Source organism: Streptomyces sp. NPDC026522, from assembly GCF_055567555.1.
This window is the reverse complement of the sequence record NZ_JBVHQF010000011.1, coordinates 168,607-186,252: the sequence shown is the minus strand read 5'-3', so window position 1 is coordinate 186,252 and position 17,646 is coordinate 168,607. Positions and strand designations below refer to the sequence as shown.

The following is a 17,646-nucleotide window of genomic DNA, read 5'->3' as shown; positions in this document are numbered from 1 at the left end:
CTATGTGGATTAACTTCCCTTCTCCGCCCGTTCGCGAACCTTGTCCGCCAGCTGCGGGGGCATCGGCTCGTGCCGGGCGTACGTACGGCTGAACCCGCCCGTGCCGTGCGACACGGAGCGCAGCTCCACCGCGTACCGGCCGATCTCGATCTCCGGGATCTCGGCGCGCACCCGGGTCCGCCCGGGACCGGCCTGGTCGGTGCCGACGACCCGGCCGCGACGGCCCGCGAGGTCGCTCATGACGGGGCCGACGTATTCGTCCGGGACCAGCACGTCGAGCTCCGCGACGGGTTCCAGCAGGTGGATCGGGGCTTCGGCGGCGGCCTCGCGCAGGGCCAGGGCGCCCGCGGTCTGGAACGCCGCGTCGGAGGAGTCCACCGAGTGCGCCTTGCCGTCGAGCAGGGTGACCCGTACGTCGACCAGCGGATAGCCGGCCGCCACTCCGCGCGCGGCCTGGGCGCGTACGCCCTTTTCCACGGACGGGATGAACTGGCGGGGTACCGCCCCGCCCACGACCTTGTCGACGAACTCGATGCCGCTGCCGGGCGGGAGGGGTTCGACCTCGATCTCGCAGATGGCGAACTGGCCGTGCCCGCCGGACTGTTTGACGTGCCGGCCGCGCCCGGCGGCCTTGGCGCCGAAGGTCTCGCGCAGGCTCACCTTGTGGGCCACGGGGTCGACCTGGACCCCGTAACGGGTGCGCAGCCGCTCCAGGGCGACGTCCTGGTGGGCTTCGCCCAGGCACCACAGGACGAGCTGGCCGGTGTGCGGGTTCTGCTCCAGGCGCATGGTCGGGTCCTCGGCGACCAGCCGGGCCAGGCCCTGGGAGAGCTTGTCCTCGTCGGCCTTGCTGTGCGCCTCGATGGCGAGGGGCAGCAGCGGATCGGGCATCGGCCAGGGCTCCATGAGGAGCGGGCCGTCCTTGGCCGACAGGGTGTCGCCGGTCTCGGCCCGGCCCAGTTTCGCCACGCACGCCAGGTCGCCCGCGATGACGTGGTTCAAGGTGCGCTGCTGTTTGCCGAACGGGGAGGTCAGGGCGCCGATCCGCTCCTCCACATCGTGGTCCTCGTGTCCCCGGTCGGCCAGGCCGTGCCCGCTGACGTGCACGGTCTCCTCCGGGCGCAGGGTGCCGGAGAAGACCCGGACGAGCGAGACGCGGCCCACGTAGGGGTCGGAGGAGGTCTTGACCACCTCGGCGAGGAGCGGCCCGTCGGGGTCGCAGGTCACCTCGGGCCGGGCGGCGCCGTCGGGGGCGGTGACGGTCAGCGGGGCGCGTTCCAGGGGGGTCGGGAAACCGCCTGTGATCAGTTCCAGGAGTTCCACGGTGCCCAGGCCCTGCCGGGCCCCTTCGGCGGCCGGCGCGGCCATCAGGACGGGGTGGAAGGTGCCGCGCGCCACGGCCCGCTCCAGGTCGTCGACGAGCGTCTTGAGGTCGATGTCGGCGCCGCCGAGGTAGCGGTCCATGAGGGTCTCGTCCTCGCTCTCCGCGATGATCCCCTCGATCAGGCGGGAGCGGGCCTCGGAGATCAGGGCGAGCTCGGCCGGGTCCGGGTCGCGCTCCGCGCGCTCGCCGGAGGCGTAGTCGTGGACCCGCTGCGAGAGCAGCCCGAGCAGGCCGGTGACGGGTGCGTGCCCGTCGGGGCCGGCGGGGCCGTGCAGGGGCAGGTAGAGCGGGATGACGGCGTCCGGGTCGTCGCCGCCGAAGATCTCGCCGCAGACCGAGGTCATCTGCGTGTAATCCGCCCGGGCTGCCTCCAAATGGGTGACGACGATGGCCCGGGGCATGCCCACGGCCGCGCACTCGTCCCACACCATGCGGGTGGCTCCGTCGATCCCGTCGGCGGCCGAGACGACGAAGAGGGCCGCGTCCGCGGCGCGCAGACCGGCCCTGAGTTCCCCCACGAAGTCGGCGTATCCGGGGGTGTCCAGCAGATTGATCTTGATGCCGCCCCACTCGACCGGGACGAGGGAGAGCTGGATGGAGCGCTGGCGGCGTTGTTCGATCTCGTCGTAGTCGGAGACGGTGCCGCCGTCCTCGACCCGTCCGGCCCGGTTCACGGCCCCGGCCGTCAGGGCCAGGGCCTCGACCAGCGTGGTCTTTCCGGCGCCGCTGTGGCCGACCAGCACGACGTTCCGTACGGATGCGGGGCGGTCGGCCGTCAGTGCCCTGCCGGCGGCCCCGGCTTGGTGTGATGTGGCTCCCATGGTGTTCGTGCCTCCCGGTGTCGCGGTGAGGAGGGTGACTGGGGTTCTTCGAGCTTTGCACCGCCGTCACACTGCGTCCATACGTCGTACCGGGGGCCGTCCGGAGCGTGAAGCACGGGTGGCGCGCGGATTGTCCGGCGCGAACCGGTGGGTGCGGGGCGGTACGGGTCCGGGGCGCTGGCTACGATGGGCCAGCCGGTGGCCGATGGGGCCGTACGGCACAGCGACCCTCCGGGAAGGCCATGCTGAACAAGTACGCGCGTGCATTCTTCACGCGTGTTCTCACGCCATTCGCCGCTTTTCTCCTCCGTCGGGGGGTGAGCCCGGACGCGGTCACGCTGATCGGCACGGCCGGAGTGGTGGCGGGAGCGCTGGTCTTCTTCCCCAGGGGCGAGTTCTTCTGGGGCACGATCACCATCACCCTCTTCGTGTTCTCCGACCTGGTGGACGGGAACATGGCCCGCCAGGCCGGGGTCTCCAGCCGCTGGGGCGCGTTCCTCGACTCCACGCTCGACCGGGTTGCGGACGCGGCGATCTTCGGCGGCCTCGCGCTCTGGTACGCCGGTTCGGGCCACGACAACGTGCTGTGCGCGGTATCGATCTTCTGCCTGGCCAGCGGGCAGGTGGTCTCGTACACCAAGGCCCGCGGCGAGGCGATCGGGCTGCCGGTCGCCGTCAACGGGCTGGTCGAGCGCGCCGAGAGGCTGGTGATCTCGCTGGTCGCGGCCGGCCTGTCCGGGCTCCAGACCTTCGGCGTGCCGTCCTGGATCGGCGTGCTGCTGCCGATCGCGCTGTGGGTGGTCGCGGCGGGCTCGCTCGTCACGCTGGTCCAGCGCGTGGTCACCGTACGGCGCGAGGCGGCGGAGGCCGACGCCGAGGCGCACCTGTCCGAAGGCGGCGCGGCCTGATGGGCAAGGCGCAGGACAAGGTCGTGGACGGGCTGTACGGGCTCGGCTGGGCAGCCGTCAAGAAGCTGCCGGAGCCGGCCGCGGTGGCACTGGGGCGCCGGATAGCCGACGTCACGTGGAAACGGCGCGGCAAGAGCGTGCTGCGGCTGGAGTCGAACCTGGCCCGGGTCGTGCCGGACGCCACCCCGGAGCGGCTGCGGGAGCTGTCCCGGGCGGGCATGCGTTCGTACATGCGCTACTGGATGGAGTCCTTCCGGCTGCCGGCGATGGACGCGCGACGGTTCTCCAGCGACGTGGAGATGGCCGGCGAGCACGTCCTGCGCGAGGCGATCGCCTCGGGTCGCGGGGTCATCGTGGCGCTCCCGCACCTGGCGAACTGGGACCTGGCCGGGGCCTGGGCCACCAGCCACCTCGGCATCCCGTTCACCACGGTCGCCGAACGGCTCAAGCCGGAATCCCTGTACGACCGGTTCGTGGCCTACCGCGAGAGCCTGGGCATGGAGGTGCTGCCGCACAACGGCGGGGCCGCCTTCGGCACCCTCGCCCGCCGGCTCCGCTCGGGCGGCCTGATCTGTCTGGTCGCCGACCGGGACCTGTCCGCCTCCGGGGTCGAGGTGGACTTCTTCGGCGCGGCGGCGCGGATGCCGGCCGGGCCCGCGCTGCTGGCGCAGCAGACCGGAGCGGCGCTGCTGCCGGCCACCCTGCACTACGGCGAGACCCCGCGGATGTACGGGCGGATCCACCCCGAGGTGGCGGTGCCCGCGACGGGGACCCGGACCGAGAAGACCGCCGTGATGACGCAGGCGGTCGCCGACGCCTTCGCGGACGGCATCGCCGCGCACCCCGAGGACTGGCACATGTTGCAGCGGTTGTGGCTGGACGATCTGGAGGAGCGCGCCTAGTGAAGATCGGCATCGTGTGCCCGTACTCGTGGGACGTGCCGGGCGGCGTCCAGTTCCACATCCGGGACCTGGCGGAGCACCTGATCCGCCGCGGCCACGAGGTGTCGGTGCTCGCCCCGGCGGACGACGAGACCCCGCTGCCGCCGTACGTGGTCTCGGCGGGACGGGCGGTGCCGGTGCCCTACAACGGGTCCGTCGCCCGGCTGAACTTCGGCTTCCTGTCGGCGGCGCGGGTACGGCGCTGGCTCCACGACGGGGTCTTCGACGTGATCCACATCCACGAGCCGGCCTCCCCGTCGCTGGGGCTGCTGTCCTGCTGGGCGGCGCAGGGGCCGATCGTGGCGACCTTCCACACCTCCAACCCGCGCTCGCGGGCGATGATCGCCGCGTACCCGATCCTCCAGCCGGCCCTGGAGAAGATCAGCGCCCGGATCGCGGTGAGCGAGTACGCGCGGCGCACCCTGGTGGAGCACCTGGGCGGGGACGCCGTGGTCATCCCGAACGGGGTGGACGTGGACTTCTTCGCCTCCGCCTCGCCCAAGGCGGAGTGGGGCGGCGCCACCTTGGGCTTCATCGGCCGCATCGACGAACCGCGCAAGGGGCTGCCGGTGCTGATGGCGGCGTTCCCGCGGATCGTCGAGGAGTGCCCGGACGTACGCCTGCTGGTGGCCGGCCGCGGCGACGAGGAGGAGGCGGTGGCCTCGCTGCCGGCCGCCCTGCGTTCCCGGGTGGAGTTCCTGGGCATGGTCTCGGACGAGGACAAGGCGCGGCTGCTGCGCAGCGTCGACGTGTACGTCGCCCCGAACACGGGCGGGGAGAGCTTCGGGATCATCCTGGTCGAGGCGCTGTCGGCGGGGGCCGCGGTGCTGGCCTCCGACCTGGACGCGTTCGCACAGGTCCTGGACCAGGGCCGGGCGGGCGACCTCTTCGCGAACGAGGACCCCGAAGCGCTGGCCGCCGCCGCGGTCCGGCTGCTGCGCGACCCGGCCCGCCGGGCGGAACTGAGCGCCCGCGGCTCCGCGCACGTACGCCGCTTCGACTGGTCGACGGTCGGCGCCGACATCCTGGCCGTCTACGAAACGGTCACGGACGGCGCGGCGGCGGTCGCCACGGACGAACGCATCCCCCTCCGCACCCGCCTGGGCCTGACCCGGGACTGACCGGGCACCCTGCGGATCCCCGGCGGCGTGGGCGGTAGGCTCGCCGTCCGTGATCGAAACCCTTGTCTGGATTGCCCTCGCGCTCGGTGTCGTCGGCGTGTACCTGAGCTGGACCGCCGGGCGGCTCGACCGGCTGCACTCGCGGATGGACGCCGCGCGGGCCGCGCTCGACGCGCAGTTGGTGCGGCGGGCCTCCGTGGTGCTGGAGGTGGCCACCTCCGGGGTGCTCGACCCCGCTTCCTCGCTGGTGCTGTACGAAGCGGCGCACGGGGCCCGGCAGGCCGAGGAGGAGCAGCGCGAGGTGGCCGAGAGCGAGCTGAGCCAGGCGCTGCGGGCGGTGTTCGCCGACGCGGACCAGGTCGAGGCGGTGAAGGCGGCGCCCGGTGGGGTGCAGGCCGCGGAGGAGCTGGCGGCGGCCGTGCGCCGGGTGCCGATGGCCCGGCGCTTCCTCAACGACGCCGTGCGGGCCGCCCGGGCGCTGCGCAGGCACCGCAAGGTGCGCTGGTTCCGGCTGGCGGGGCACGCCCCCTTCCCGCTCGCGTTCGAGATGGACGACGAGCCTCCGGCGGACCTCGCCGACCGCCCGTAGCGGGTCCGCGCGGGCGTATTTGTACCGGATGGCCAAATGGGAAGGAGCCACCGGCTCCTCATTGGCCCTTGCAGTGGACTGGACCGGGAGGGTTTCCTCAGTGCTGTAGTACCGCAGCACCCTTCTTCCTTCGAGTGAGGTCAATCCGTGAGCACGCTTCCCTCCACCCCGCAGTCCGCTGAGTCGGCTATCGGCACCTCCCGCGTCAAGCGCGGCATGGCCGAGCAGCTCAAGGGCGGCGTGATCATGGACGTGGTCAACGCCGAGCAGGCGAAGATCGCCGAGGACGCCGGCGCCGTCGCCGTCATGGCCCTGGAGCGGGTCCCGGCCGACATCCGCAAGGACGGCGGGGTCGCCCGCATGTCCGACCCGAACATGATCGAAGAGATCATCGAGGCCGTCTCGATCCCCGTCATGGCCAAGTCCCGCATCGGCCACTTCGTCGAGGCCCAGGTCCTGCAGTCCCTCGGTGTCGACTACATCGACGAGTCCGAGGTGCTGACCCCGGCCGACGAGGTCAACCACTCCGACAAGTGGGCGTTCACCACCCCCTTCGTCTGCGGCGCCACCAACCTCGGTGAGGCCCTGCGCCGCATCGCCGAGGGCGCGGCCATGATCCGTTCCAAGGGCGAGGCCGGCACCGGCAACGTCGTCGAGGCCGTCCGCCACCTGCGCCAGATCAAGAACGAGATCGCCAAGCTGCGCGGCTTCGACAACAACGAGCTGTACGCCGCCGCCAAGGAGCTGCGCGCCCCGTACGAGCTGGTCAAGGAAGTCGCCGAGCTCGGCAAGCTCCCCGTCGTGCTGTTCTCCGCCGGTGGCGTGGCCACCCCGGCCGACGCCGCGCTGATGCGCCAGCTCGGCGCCGAGGGCGTCTTCGTCGGCTCCGGCATCTTCAAGTCGGGCGACCCGGCCAAGCGCGCCGCCGCCATCGTGAAGGCCACCACCTTCTACGACGACCCGAAGATCATCGCGGACGCCTCCCGCAACCTGGGCGAGGCCATGGTCGGCATCAACTGCGACACCCTGCCCGAGACCGAGCGTTACGCCAACCGGGGCTGGTAATGACGACTCCCACCATCGGTGTCCTGGCTCTCCAGGGCGATGTACGGGAGCACCTGATCGCCCTGGCCGCGGCTGACGCCGTGGCCAGGCCGGTCCGGCGTCCCGAGGAGCTCACCGAGGTCGACGCCCTGGTGATCCCCGGCGGCGAGTCCACGACCATGTCGAAGCTCGCCGTGCTGTTCGGCATGCTGGAGCCGCTGCGCGAGCGGGTGCGGGCCGGCATGCCGGTGTACGGCACCTGCGCCGGCATGATCATGCTCGCGGACAAGCTGCTCGACGGCCGTGAGGACCAGGAGACGCTCGGCGGCATCGACATGATCGTGCGCCGCAACGCCTTCGGCCGGCAGAACGAGTCCTTCGAAGCGAAGATCGACTTCGCGGGCATCGAGGGCGGCCCCGTGGAGGGCGTCTTCATCCGCGCCCCGTGGGTCGAGTCCGTCGGCGGCGCCGCCGAGGTGCTCGCCACGTACGACGGCCACACCGTCGCCGTGCGGCAGGGCAACGTGCTGGCCACCTCGTTCCACCCGGAACTCACCGGCGACGACCGCGTTCACGCGTACTTCGTCGACATGGTGCGCGCGGGGCTGTAATCAGGTCCCGGTAGGATCGGGTACGAACACTGTTGGTGACGCGAAGGAGACAGGCGGATGTCCGGCCACTCTAAATGGGCTACGACGAAGCACAAGAAGGCCGTGATCGATGCCAAGCGCGGCAAGCTCTTCGCGAAGCTGATCAAGAACATCGAGGTCGCGGCCCGGATGGGCGGCGCCGACATCGACGGCAACCCGACGCTCTTCGACGCCATCCAGAAGGCCAAGAAGAGTTCCGTCCCGAACAAGAACATCGACTCCGCGGTCAAGCGCGGCGGCGGCCTGGAAGCCGGCGGCGCCGACTACGAGACGATCATGTACGAAGGCTACGGCCCGAACGGTGTCGCGGTGCTCATCGAGTGCCTCACCGACAACCGCAACCGTGCCGCCTCCGACGTCCGCGTCGCCATGACCCGCAACGGCGGCTCGATGGCCGACCCGGGCTCGGTCTCGTACCTGTTCAACCGCAAGGGCGTCGTCGTGCTGCCCAAGGCCGGGCTCTCCGAGGACGACGTCCTGGAGACGGTGCTCGAAGCCGGTGCCGAAGAGGTCAACGACAACGGCGACACCTTCGAGATCATCAGCGAGCCCACCGACATGGTCGCGGTCCGCACCGCGCTCCAGGAGGCGGGCATCGACTACGACTCGGCCGACTCCAGCTTCGTCCCGACCATGCAGGTCGAGCTGGACGAAGAAGGCGCGCGCAAGATCTTCAAGCTGATCGACGCGCTGGAGGACAGCGACGACGTGCAGAACGTCTTCGCCAACTTCGACGTCTCGGACGAGGTCATGGAGAAGGTCGACGCCTGAGGCTGCGCCTTTCATCGTTGCGGCGACGGGCCGACGGGGACACACCCCGTCGGCCCGTCGTGCTGTCAGAGGCAGCGGTTAGTCTGGCGACTTCGACCGGCAATCGAGCAGCCGCGACGGTGAGCGACCGGCCCCGCGAGAGCGGCGGCGGTCCGGCCGCGAAGGGGGGAGGGCGAAGTGCGCGTACTCGGTGTGGACCCGGGGCTGACGCGGTGTGGCGTCGGCGTGGTCGAGGGAGTCGCCGGCCGTCCCCTCACGATGCTCGGCGTGGGAGTCGTACGGACGCCCGTGGACGCCGAGTTGGGACTGCGGCTCGTCGCCGTCGAACGCGGGATGGAGGAGTGGCTCGATGAGTACCGCCCCGAAGTCGTCGCCGTGGAGCGGGTCTTCAGCCAGCACAACGTCAGCACGGTGATGGGTACCGCCCAGGCGAGCGCCGTCGCCATGCTGTGCGCGGCCCGGCGCGGACTGCCGGTCGCCCTGCACACCCCGAGCGAGGTCAAGGCCGCCGTCACCGGTACCGGCCGGGCCGACAAGGCGCAGGTCGGGTCGATGGTGACCCGGCTGCTGCGGCTGCCGGCCCCGCCGAAGCCGGCCGACGCCGCCGACGCCCTCGCGCTCGCCATCTGCCACATCTGGCGGGCCCCCGCCCAGAACCGCCTCCAGCAGGCGCTCGCCCAGCATGCCTCCGCCGTGAAAGGCCGCCCCTCATGATCGCGTTCGTCAGCGGCCCGGTCGCCGCCCTCGCCCCGACCCTGGCCGTGATCGAGGTCGGGGGAGTGGGCATGGCCGTGCAGTGCACGCCCACCACCATCGCCGGCCTGCGCCAGGGCGAGCCGGCCCGGCTGGCCACCTCCCTGGTGGTGCGGGAGGACTCGCTCACCCTGTACGGCTTCGCCGACGACGACGAACGGCAGGTCTTCGAGCTGCTCCAGACCGCGAGCGGGGTCGGCCCCCGGCTCGCGCAGGCCATGCTCGGCGTCCACAGCCCCGACGCGCTGCGCCTGGCCGTGTCGACGGGGGACGAGAAGGCCCTGATGGCGGTCCCCGGCATCGGCAAGAAGGGCGCGCAGAAGCTGCTGCTGGAGCTCAAGGACAAGCTGGGCGCGCCGCTCGGCGCCGTCGTGGGGGCCCAGCGGGCCGCCGCGGCCGGCCCCGCCGCCTGGACGGAGCAGCTCGCCGCCGCGCTGATCGGCCTCGGGTACGCCTCCCGCGAGGCGGAGGAGGCCGTCACGGCGGTGACCCCGCAGGCGGAGGCCGCCATCGCGGCCGGCGGCTCGGCCCCGGTCCCGCAGCTGCTGCGCGCCGCTCTCCAGTCCCTGAACCGGGCCCGCTGACCCGGACACCGCCGCGGCCGGGCCGATGATCACCGTACGAACCGAGAAGGCAGACTGACACCGTGAACTGGGACGACGAGAGCGACCGCATTGTCGCGGCGGCGGCGGACGGCGAGGACACCGCCGTCGAGGCGGCCCTGCGCCCCAAGGACCTCGGGGAGTTCGTCGGCCAGGAGAAGGTCCGCCAGCAGCTGGACCTCGTCCTCAAGGCGGCCCGCCAGCGCGGCGCCACCGCCGATCACGTCCTGCTCTCCGGCGCGCCCGGACTGGGCAAGACCACCCTTTCCATGATCATCGCAGCCGAGATGGGCGCGCCCATCCGGATCACCTCCGGCCCCGCCATCCAGCACGCCGGCGACCTCGCCGCGATCCTCTCCTCCCTCCAGGAGGGCGAGGTGCTCTTCCTGGACGAGATCCACCGCATGTCCCGGCCCGCCGAGGAGATGCTGTACATGGCGATGGAGGACTTCCGCGTCGACGTGATCGTCGGCAAGGGGCCGGGCGCGACCGCGATCCCGTTGGAACTTCCGCCCTTCACCCTGGTCGGCGCGACCACCCGGGCCGGACTGCTGCCGCCGCCGCTGCGCGACCGGTTCGGCTTCACCGGGCACATGGAGTTCTACGCCCCCGAGGAGCTGGAACGCGTCATCCACCGCTCCGCCCGCCTCCTCGACGTGGAGATCGACACCGCCGGGGCCGCGGAGATCGCCGGACGCTCGCGCGGCACCCCGCGCATCGCCAACCGCCTGCTGCGCCGGGTCCGGGACTACGCCCAGGTGCGGGCCGACGGAGTGATCACCCGGGAGATCGCCGGTACCGCCCTCCAGGTCTACGAGGTGGACGCGCGCGGCCTCGACCGGCTGGACCGGGCCGTGCTGGAGGCCTTGCTCAAGCTGTTCGGCGGCGGCCCCGTCGGGCTGTCCACCCTCGCCGTCGCCGTCGGCGAGGAACGCGAGACCGTCGAGGAGGTGGCCGAGCCCTTCCTGGTCCGCGAGGGGCTGCTGGCGCGTACCCCGCGCGGCCGGGTCGCGACCCCGGCCGCATGGGCTCACCTGGGCCTTGTCCCGCCCGGGCACGGCGCCGGTGGATCAAGCGGACAACAAGGCTTGTTCGGGGCGTGACGGCGCGGAGGTTCGACCGCCCAGGAACCGCGGTGCCATGCTGGACGTTGTTCCATCGGTGCGGACTCGCCTAGACTCCGCCGATGCCGACCCTTCGGGTCGGTATGCCCACCCCCGTAGAAAAGGCCGCCTCCCGTGCGGTCGTGCGAAGGATCTCCGTCCCGTGAATCTCGTGACACTCCTCCCGTTCATCGTGCTCATCGGGGCGATGTTCCTGATGACCCGCTCCGCCAAGAAGAAGCAGCAGGCGGCCGCGCAGATGCGTGACCACCTCGCTCCCGGCACCGGCGTCCGCACCATCGGCGGCATGTACGCCACGGTCAAGGAGATCGGCGACGACACCCTCACCCTTGAGGTGGCCCCCGGTGTCCACGCGATCTACGCCAAGAACGCCATCGGCGCCGTCCTGGAGGACGCGGAGTACAACCGCATCGTCCACGGCATCACCGAGGAGCCGGCCGAGGACGCACCCGTCGTACCGGACGACGCCTCCTCGCTGACCGCGGGCGATGCGGACGGGCCGGCCAAGACCGACCTCTCCAAGCCCCAGGACGAGGCCCCCAAGCCCAGCCTGGACAAGAAGGACGAGCCCAAGGGCGACGAGCCGCAGGACGGCAAGACCGACGGCGAGACCGGCGCCAAGTAGCGGCCGGCCGGGGATCGCGGCGGCGCCCGACCGGCGCCCGGCGCGGTCCCCGTCAGCGACACTTCTGCGGGGGGCAGGGGTCCCCACCACACATTTCGTGGCCGTCCGCGCGCTGACCCGGCGCGGGGCGGTTGGACAGGGAGATACGACAAGGTGGCAGCACCGAAGAAGGGCCGGCGGCCCACGGGGGCTCAGGGGAGGCCGGGGCGCGCCCTGGCCGTCATCCTGATCGCGATGGTGGCGCTCACCGCGGGGATGTTCCTCACGAAGCAGACGACGCCCCGGCTGGGCATCGACCTCGCGGGCGGTACGAGCATCACGCTCAAGGCCAAGAGCGAGCCGGGCAAGCCGGACGCGGTCAACGAGACCAACATGAACACGGCGGTCGGCATCATCGAGCGCCGCGTCAACGGTCTCGGTGTTTCCGAGGCCGAGGTCCAGACGCAGGGCCGCGACCACATCATCGTGAACATCCCCCGGGGGATGAACGAGCAGCAGGCGCGTCAGCAGGTCGGTACCACCGCCCAGCTGTACTTCCGCCCCGTGCTCGCCTTCGCCGACGGCGCCCCGATCACCCCGCAGGGGACGCCCAGCCCGTCCACGAGCGGTGCTCCGAGCCCCTCCGCGAGCGGCTCCGGTGCCCCCAAGGCGGAGAGCGGCAAGCCCGGCTCCTCGGCCACCCCGTCGTCCAGCGCCACTTCCCAGGGACGTGTGCTCAGTGAGGCCCTCAAGGCCCCTGGCGCCCCCAGTCCCGCTCCCTCGCCCTCGGCGAGCGAGTCGAAGAAGGCAGACGACAAGGCGCCGACCCCCGTCCCGACCCCGTCGGGCGCCGACGCCGCCGTGGCGGACCTGCAGGCGAAGTTCGCCGCGCTGGACTGCAACGACGAGAAGCAGCGCGCCACGGTGGGCAAGGACGTCAAGCCCGAGGAGCCCACGCTCGCCTGTGGCCAGCGCGGTGCGACCTGGGGCAAGTGGGTGCTCGGCCCGGCCGCGGTCAACGGCCAGGACGTGGACAACGCCAAGGGCGTCATCAACCCGCAGAGCGCCCAGTGGATCGTGACGATGCAGTTCACGGACAAGGGCGCCGACAAGTTCGCCAAGATCACCGGTGAGCTCGCCACCAAGCAGTCCCCGCAGAACCAGTTCGCCATCGTGCTCGACGGCCAGGTCATCTCCGACCCGTCCGTGAGCCAGGCGCTGACCGGCGGCAGCGCCGAGATCTCGGGCGGTTTCACCCAGCAGTCCGCGCAGGACCTGGGCAACATGCTGTCGTACGGCGCGCTGCCGCTCTCCTTCCAGGAGGACAGCGTCACCACCGTCACCCCGGCGCTCGGCAGCGAGCAGCTCAAGGCCGGCCTCATCGCCGGCGCCATCGGCCTCGCGCTCGTCGTGATCTACCTGCTCGTCTACTACCGGGGCCTGGCCTTCATCGCCATCGTCAGCCTCATGGTGTCGGCGGTCCTCACCTACACGATCATGGCGCTGCTGGGGAAGGGCATCGGGTTCGCGCTGAACCTGCCCGCCGTCTGCGGTGCCATCGTCGCGATCGGCATCACGGCGGACTCGTTCATCGTGTACTTCGAACGCATCCGCGACGAGATCCGCGAGGGCCGCACCCTGCGTCCGGCGGTGGAGCGCGCGTGGCCGCGGGCCCGGCGCACCATCCTGGTCTCCGACTTCGTGTCCTTCCTCGCCGCCGCGGTGCTGTTCATCGTCACCGTCGGCAAGGTGCAGGGCTTCGCCTTCACGCTGGGTCTGACCACCCTGCTCGACGTGGTCGTGGTGTTCCTCTTCACCAAGCCCGTCATGACCCTGGTGGCGCGTACGAAGTTCTTCTCCGGCGGCCACCCGTGGTCCGGGCTGGACCCCAAGCGCCTCGGTGCCAAGCCGCCGCTGCGCCGGTCCCGTCGTACCGGTGGCGCAGCGACCGCCGCCGCCGTGCCCGCCCCCGTCGACGCAAAGGAGGCGTGAGATGTCGAAGCTGGGAGATCTCGGCGCCAGGCTGTACCGCGGTGAGGTCGGATACGACTTCGTCGGCAAGCGCTTTCTCTGGTACGGCGTTTCCATCCTGATCACCATCACGGCGATCGTGGCCCTGGCCGTACAGGGCCTCAACATGGGCATCGAGTTCAAGGGCGGCGCCGTCTTCACCACCCCGAAGACGGCCGTCTCGGTCGCCCACGTGACGGAGGACGCCAAGAAGGCCTCCGGCCACGAGGCGATCGTCCAGGAGCTCGGCACCGGCGGCATGCGGATCCAGATCTCGGGTCTGGGCACCGACGACGCGGCGGGCGTGAAGAAGCAGCTCGCCACCGACCTCAAGGTCGACGCGAACCAGATCAACGCCGACCTGGTCGGTCCCAGCTGGGGCGAGCAGATCGCGAACAAGGCCTGGACCGGCCTCGGCATCTTCATGGTCCTCGTGGTGCTCTACCTCGCCATCGCCTTCGAATGGCGGATGGCGGTGGCGGCGCTCGTCGCGCTGATCCACGACCTCACCATCACCGTCGGCGTGTACGCGCTCGTCGGCTTCGAGGTCACCCCGGGCACCGTGATCGGTCTGCTGACGATCCTCGGTTACTCCCTCTACGACACCGTCGTCGTCTTCGACGGACTCAAGGAGGGCTCGAAGGACATCACCAAGCAGACCCGCTACACCTTCAGCGAGGTCGCCAACCGCAGCATCAACGGCACGCTGGTCCGCTCGATCAACACCACCGTCGTGGCGCTGCTCCCGGTCGGCGCGCTGCTGTTCATCGGCGGCGGCTTCCTGGGCGCGGGCATGCTCAACGACATCTCGCTGTCGCTGTTCGTGGGCCTCGCGGCCGGTGCGTACTCCTCGATCTTCATCGCGACCCCGCTGGTCGTCGACCTCAAGGAGCGCGAGCCGGCGATGAAGGCGCTGCGCAAGCGGGTGCTCGCGAAGCGGGCGGCCGCGGCGGCCAAGGGCGAGTCCCCGGAGGAGGGCCCCGAGGCCGCGGACGGCCCGCAGGTCGTCGCGCAGGGCCAGGGCCCGGGGCGGCGGCGCCGGTGACCGCCTGTTCGACCGAGGTGCGCGAGCTGCTCCTCTCCAAGATCAAGGACGTCCCGGACTACCCCAAGCCGGGGGTGACGTTCAAGGACATCACCCCGCTGCTGGCCGACCCGAAGGCCTTCGCGGCCCTGACGGACGCGCTGGCGGCGCTGGCGGTGCGGTACGGCGCGACGAAGATCGTCGGGCTGGAGGCGCGCGGGTTCATCCTGGCGGCGCCGGTGGCCGTGCAGGCCGGGATCGGCTTCGTACCGGTGCGCAAGGCGGGCAAGCTGCCCGGAGCGACGCTCGGGCAGGCCTACGACCTGGAGTACGGGACCGCGGAGATCGAGGTGCACGCGGAGGACCTGGCCATCGGTGACCGGGTCATGGTCATCGACGACGTGCTGGCCACCGGTGGCACCGCGGAGGCTTCGCTCTCGCTGATCCGGCGGGCCGGAGCCGACGTCGCGGGGGTGGCGGTCCTGATGGAGCTGTCCTTCCTGCCCGGCCGCGCGAAGCTGGAGCCCGCCCTCGGCGGCGCCCCGCTGGACGCGCTGATCGTGGTCTGATCGGCCCCGCCCCACCACGGCGGCGGGCACCCGGGAACTCCCGGGTGCCCGCCGCTTTCGCGTACCGGCCCGCCGCCCGGGCCGGGGGGAGACTCGGAGAACGAGCGGACGCAACCCTCGCTACCATGGGTTATCCGGACCTGACCGGGGCCCCGGATCCTCCCCGGACTCCGTCCAGGGGACCCCCAGAGGAGCGCTCTTGCCAGACGAGGTCCAGCCACTCTCCGCCGCGCAGCCCGAACCGCAGGCCGAGCAGGCCGAGCAGGCCGCGGCGGCCGCCGCCACGCCCCCGCCCGCCCCGCCGGTCAAGCCCGCCCCGCCGGGCAAGCCCGGACCGCCGGTCAAGCCGGCTGCGGCGAAGCCGGCCGGGTCCTCCAACCGCGTGCGCGCCCGCCTCGCCCGCCTCGGGGTCCAGCGTTCGAACCCGTACAACCCGGTACTGGAGCCGTTGCTGCGCATAGTCCGCAGCAACGACCCGAAGATCGAGACGGCCACGCTGCGCCAGATCGAGCAGGCGTACCAGGTCGCCGAGCGCTGGCACCGCGGGCAGAAGCGCAAGAGCGGCGACCCGTACATCACCCACCCGCTCGCGGTGACCACCATCCTGGCCGAGCTCGGCATGGACCCGGCCACCCTGATGGCGGGTCTGCTGCACGACACCGTCGAGGACACCGAGTACGGACTCGAACAGCTCAGACGCGACTTCGGCGACGCCGTCGCCCTGCTCGTCGACGGCGTCACCAAGCTGGACCGGGTCAAGTTCGGCGAGGCCGCACAGGCCGAGACCGTGCGCAAGATGGTCGTGGCCATGGCCAAGGACCCCCGGGTGCTGGTCATCAAGCTCGCCGACCGCCTGCACAACATGCGCACCATGCGCTACCTCAAGCGGGAGAAGCAGGAGAAGAAGGCCCGCGAGACCCTGGAGATCTACGCCCCGCTGGCCCACCGGCTGGGCATGAACACGATCAAGTGGGAACTCGAAGACCTGTCCTTCGCGATCCTCTACCCCAAGATGTACGACGAGATCGTGCGGCTGGTCGCCGAGCGGGCCCCCAAGCGCGACGAGTACCTCGCGGTCGTCACCGACGAGGTGCAGGCCGACCTGCGGGCGGCCCGGATCAAGGCCACCGTCACCGGCCGGCCCAAGCACTACTACAGCGTCTACCAGAAGATGATCGTGCGCGGCCGCGACTTCGCCGAGATCTACGACCTGGTCGGCATCCGGGTCCTGGTCGACACCGTCCGCGACTGCTACGCGGCCCTCGGCACGGTGCACGCGCGGTGGAACCCGGTCCCCGGCCGGTTCAAGGACTACATCGCGATGCCGAAGTTCAACATGTACCAGTCGCTGCACACGACGGTCATCGGGCCCAGCGGCAAGCCGGTCGAACTCCAGATCCGCACCTTCGACATGCACCGCCGCGCCGAGTACGGCATCGCGGCGCACTGGAAGTACAAGCAGCAGACCGTCGCCGGCACCTCCAAGGTCCGCACCGACGTCCCGCAGGCCGCCAAGGGCAGCGCCGGCCAGGACACCGTCAACGACATGGCCTGGCTGCGCCAGCTGCTGGACTGGCAGAAGGAGACCGAGGACCCGGGCGAGTTCCTCGACTCGCTGCGCTTCGACCTCTCGCGCAACGAGGTCTTCGTCTTCACGCCCAAGGGCGACGTCATCGCGCTGCCGGCCGGCGCCACCTCGGTGGACTTCGCCTACGCCGTCCACACCGAGGTCGGCCACCGCACCATAGGGGCGCGGGTCAACGGGCGGCTGGTGCCGCTCGAATCGACCCTGGACAACGGCGACCTGGTCGAGGTGTTCACCTCCAAGGCCGAGGGCGCCGGTCCGTCCCGCGACTGGCTGGGCTTCGTCAAGTCGCCGCGCGCCCGCAACAAGATCCGCGCCTGGTTCTCCAAGGAGCGCCGCGACGAGGCCATCGAGCACGGCAAGGACGCCATCGCCCGGGCCATGCGCAAGCAGAACCTGCCGATCCAGCGGATCCTCACGGGCGACTCCCTCGTCACCCTCGCGCACGAGATGCGCTACCCCGACATCTCCTCCCTGTACGCGGCGATCGGCGAGGGCCACGTGGCCGCGCAGGGCGTCGTGCAGAAGCTGGTGCAGGCCCTCGGCGGCGAGGACGCGGCCAACGAGGACATCGAGGAGAGCGTCCCGGCCTCGCGCGGCCGCAAGCGCCGCGGCAGCGCCGACCCGGGCGTGGTCGTCAAGGGCGTCGACGACGTCTGGGTCAAGCTGGCCCGCTGCTGCACCCCGGTGCCCGGCGATCCGATCATCGGATTCGTCACGCGCGGCAGCGGCGTATCCGTCCACCGGGCCGACTGCGTCAACGTGGACTCGCTGTCCCAGCAGCCCGAGCGGATGCTGGAGGTCGAGTGGGCGCCCACCCAGTCCTCCGTCTTCCTGGTCGCCATCCAGGTCGAGGCGCTGGACCGGTCCCGGCTCCTGTCGGACGTCACCCGGGTCCTGTCGGACCAGCACGTCAACATCCTCTCGGCGGCCGTGCAGACCTCCCGCGACCGGGTGGCCACCTCCCGGTTCACCTTCGAGATGGGCGACCCGAAGCACCTGGGACACGTCCTGAAGGCCGTGCGGGGCGTCGAGGGCGTCTACGACGTCTACCGGGTCACCTCGGCCCGCAGACCGTGACCCCGGCGGCCACCGGTCCCCACACGCCGGTGGGCGCCACCCCCTCGGGGTGGCGCCCACCGTGCG

16 protein-coding genes are annotated in these 17,646 nt (G+C 71.4%); 15 read left to right on the top strand and 1 reads right to left on the bottom strand.

The window, feature by feature from the left end; genetic code table 11:
- Window positions 1-9: 9 nt before the first annotated feature.
- Window positions 10-2,205 carry an elongation factor G-like protein EF-G2 gene (locus ACZ4M3_RS26985; RefSeq protein WP_467736833.1) on the bottom strand — a complete coding sequence of 732 codons (2,196 nt, stop codon included), beginning with the start codon at window positions 2,203-2,205 and terminating at the stop codon, window positions 10-12.
- Window positions 2,206-2,447: 242 nt separating this feature from the next.
- On the opposite strand from ACZ4M3_RS26985, the gene pgsA reads away from it, so the two are divergent.
- The 15 genes from pgsA (at window position 2,448) to ACZ4M3_RS26910 (ending at window position 17,580) form a co-directional block, all read left to right on the top strand.
- A complete protein-coding gene (pgsA, locus tag ACZ4M3_RS26980) occupies window positions 2,448-3,113 on the top strand; it encodes a phosphatidylinositol phosphate synthase (protein ID WP_453352100.1) in 666 nt (221 codons plus the stop codon).
- On the top strand, window positions 3,113-4,015 hold the full coding sequence (locus ACZ4M3_RS26975; RefSeq protein WP_467736831.1) for a phosphatidylinositol mannoside acyltransferase: 903 nt from the start codon (window positions 3,113-3,115) through the stop codon (window positions 4,013-4,015). Before pgsA ends, ACZ4M3_RS26975 begins: the two co-directional genes overlap by 1 nt.
- Window positions 4,015-5,175 carry a glycosyltransferase family 4 protein gene (locus ACZ4M3_RS26970; RefSeq protein WP_467736829.1) on the top strand — a complete coding sequence of 387 codons (1,161 nt, stop codon included), beginning with the start codon at window positions 4,015-4,017 and terminating at the stop codon, window positions 5,173-5,175. The genes ACZ4M3_RS26975 and ACZ4M3_RS26970 overlap by 1 nt, the downstream gene beginning before the upstream one ends.
- Window positions 5,176-5,224: 49 nt before the next feature.
- Window positions 5,225-5,764, top strand: a complete 540-nt coding sequence (locus tag ACZ4M3_RS26965) for a LemA family protein (RefSeq protein WP_467736827.1) — start codon at window positions 5,225-5,227, stop codon at window positions 5,762-5,764.
- Between the two features lie 147 nt (window positions 5,765-5,911).
- A complete protein-coding gene (gene pdxS, locus ACZ4M3_RS26960) occupies window positions 5,912-6,829 on the top strand; it encodes a pyridoxal 5'-phosphate synthase lyase subunit PdxS (protein WP_467736825.1) in 918 nt (305 codons plus the stop codon).
- Window positions 6,829-7,419: a pyridoxal 5'-phosphate synthase glutaminase subunit PdxT gene (gene pdxT / locus ACZ4M3_RS26955; RefSeq protein WP_467736823.1), complete on the top strand. Its 591-nt coding sequence runs from the start codon at window positions 6,829-6,831 to the stop codon at window positions 7,417-7,419. The genes pdxS and pdxT overlap by 1 nt, the downstream gene beginning before the upstream one ends.
- Before the next feature lie 57 nt (window positions 7,420-7,476).
- Window positions 7,477-8,229, top strand: coding sequence for a YebC/PmpR family DNA-binding transcriptional regulator (locus ACZ4M3_RS26950; RefSeq protein ID WP_467736821.1), 753 nt, complete (start codon window positions 7,477-7,479; stop codon window positions 8,227-8,229).
- Window positions 8,230-8,406: 177 nt separating this feature from the next.
- Window positions 8,407-8,943, top strand: coding sequence for a crossover junction endodeoxyribonuclease RuvC (ruvC, locus tag ACZ4M3_RS26945; RefSeq protein ID WP_467736819.1), 537 nt, complete (start codon window positions 8,407-8,409; stop codon window positions 8,941-8,943).
- Window positions 8,940-9,566 carry a Holliday junction branch migration protein RuvA gene (gene ruvA / locus ACZ4M3_RS26940; RefSeq protein WP_467736817.1) on the top strand — a complete coding sequence of 209 codons (627 nt, stop codon included), beginning with the start codon at window positions 8,940-8,942 and terminating at the stop codon, window positions 9,564-9,566. Before ruvC ends, ruvA begins: the two co-directional genes overlap by 4 nt.
- Window positions 9,567-9,628: 62 nt before the next feature.
- On the top strand, window positions 9,629-10,687 hold the full coding sequence (gene ruvB, locus ACZ4M3_RS26935; RefSeq protein ID WP_453355216.1) for a Holliday junction branch migration DNA helicase RuvB: 1,059 nt from the start codon (window positions 9,629-9,631) through the stop codon (window positions 10,685-10,687).
- Between the two features lie 163 nt (window positions 10,688-10,850).
- Window positions 10,851-11,333, top strand: a complete 483-nt coding sequence (gene yajC, locus ACZ4M3_RS26930; protein WP_467736815.1) for a preprotein translocase subunit YajC — start codon at window positions 10,851-10,853, stop codon at window positions 11,331-11,333.
- Between the two features lie 153 nt (window positions 11,334-11,486).
- Window positions 11,487-13,304 (top strand): protein translocase subunit SecD, encoded by a 1,818-nt coding sequence (secD, locus tag ACZ4M3_RS26925; RefSeq protein WP_467736813.1) that lies wholly within the window; start codon window positions 11,487-11,489, stop codon window positions 13,302-13,304.
- A 1-nt stretch (window position 13,305) separates the two neighbouring features.
- On the top strand, window positions 13,306-14,367 hold the full coding sequence (gene secF, locus ACZ4M3_RS26920) for a protein translocase subunit SecF (protein ID WP_467736811.1): 1,062 nt from the start codon (window positions 13,306-13,308) through the stop codon (window positions 14,365-14,367).
- Window positions 14,364-14,915: an adenine phosphoribosyltransferase gene (locus ACZ4M3_RS26915; RefSeq protein ID WP_467736810.1), complete on the top strand. Its 552-nt coding sequence runs from the start codon at window positions 14,364-14,366 to the stop codon at window positions 14,913-14,915. The genes secF and ACZ4M3_RS26915 overlap by 4 nt, the downstream gene beginning before the upstream one ends.
- A 199-nt stretch (window positions 14,916-15,114) precedes the next feature.
- Window positions 15,115-17,580, top strand: coding sequence for a RelA/SpoT family protein (locus ACZ4M3_RS26910; protein WP_467736808.1), 2,466 nt, complete (start codon window positions 15,115-15,117; stop codon window positions 17,578-17,580).
- The last annotated feature ends 66 nt before the right edge of the window (window positions 17,581-17,646 follow it).

Excerpts from the sequence above, each read along its gene's own strand:
- ACZ4M3_RS26985 (WP_467736833.1), bottom strand. The coding sequence starts at position 2,205 with ATGGGAGCCACATCACACCAAGCCGGGGCCGCCGGCAGGGCACTGACG.
- pgsA (WP_453352100.1), top strand. The coding sequence starts at position 2,448 with ATGCTGAACAAGTACGCGCGTGCATTCTTCACGCGTGTTCTCACGCCA.
- ACZ4M3_RS26975 (WP_467736831.1), top strand. The coding sequence starts at position 3,113 with ATGGGCAAGGCGCAGGACAAGGTCGTGGACGGGCTGTACGGGCTCGGC.
- pdxT (WP_467736823.1), top strand. The coding sequence starts at position 6,829 with ATGACGACTCCCACCATCGGTGTCCTGGCTCTCCAGGGCGATGTACGG.
- ACZ4M3_RS26950 (WP_467736821.1), top strand. The coding sequence starts at position 7,477 with ATGTCCGGCCACTCTAAATGGGCTACGACGAAGCACAAGAAGGCCGTG.
- ruvA (WP_467736817.1), top strand. The coding sequence starts at position 8,940 with ATGATCGCGTTCGTCAGCGGCCCGGTCGCCGCCCTCGCCCCGACCCTG.
- secF (WP_467736811.1), top strand. The coding sequence starts at position 13,306 with ATGTCGAAGCTGGGAGATCTCGGCGCCAGGCTGTACCGCGGTGAGGTC.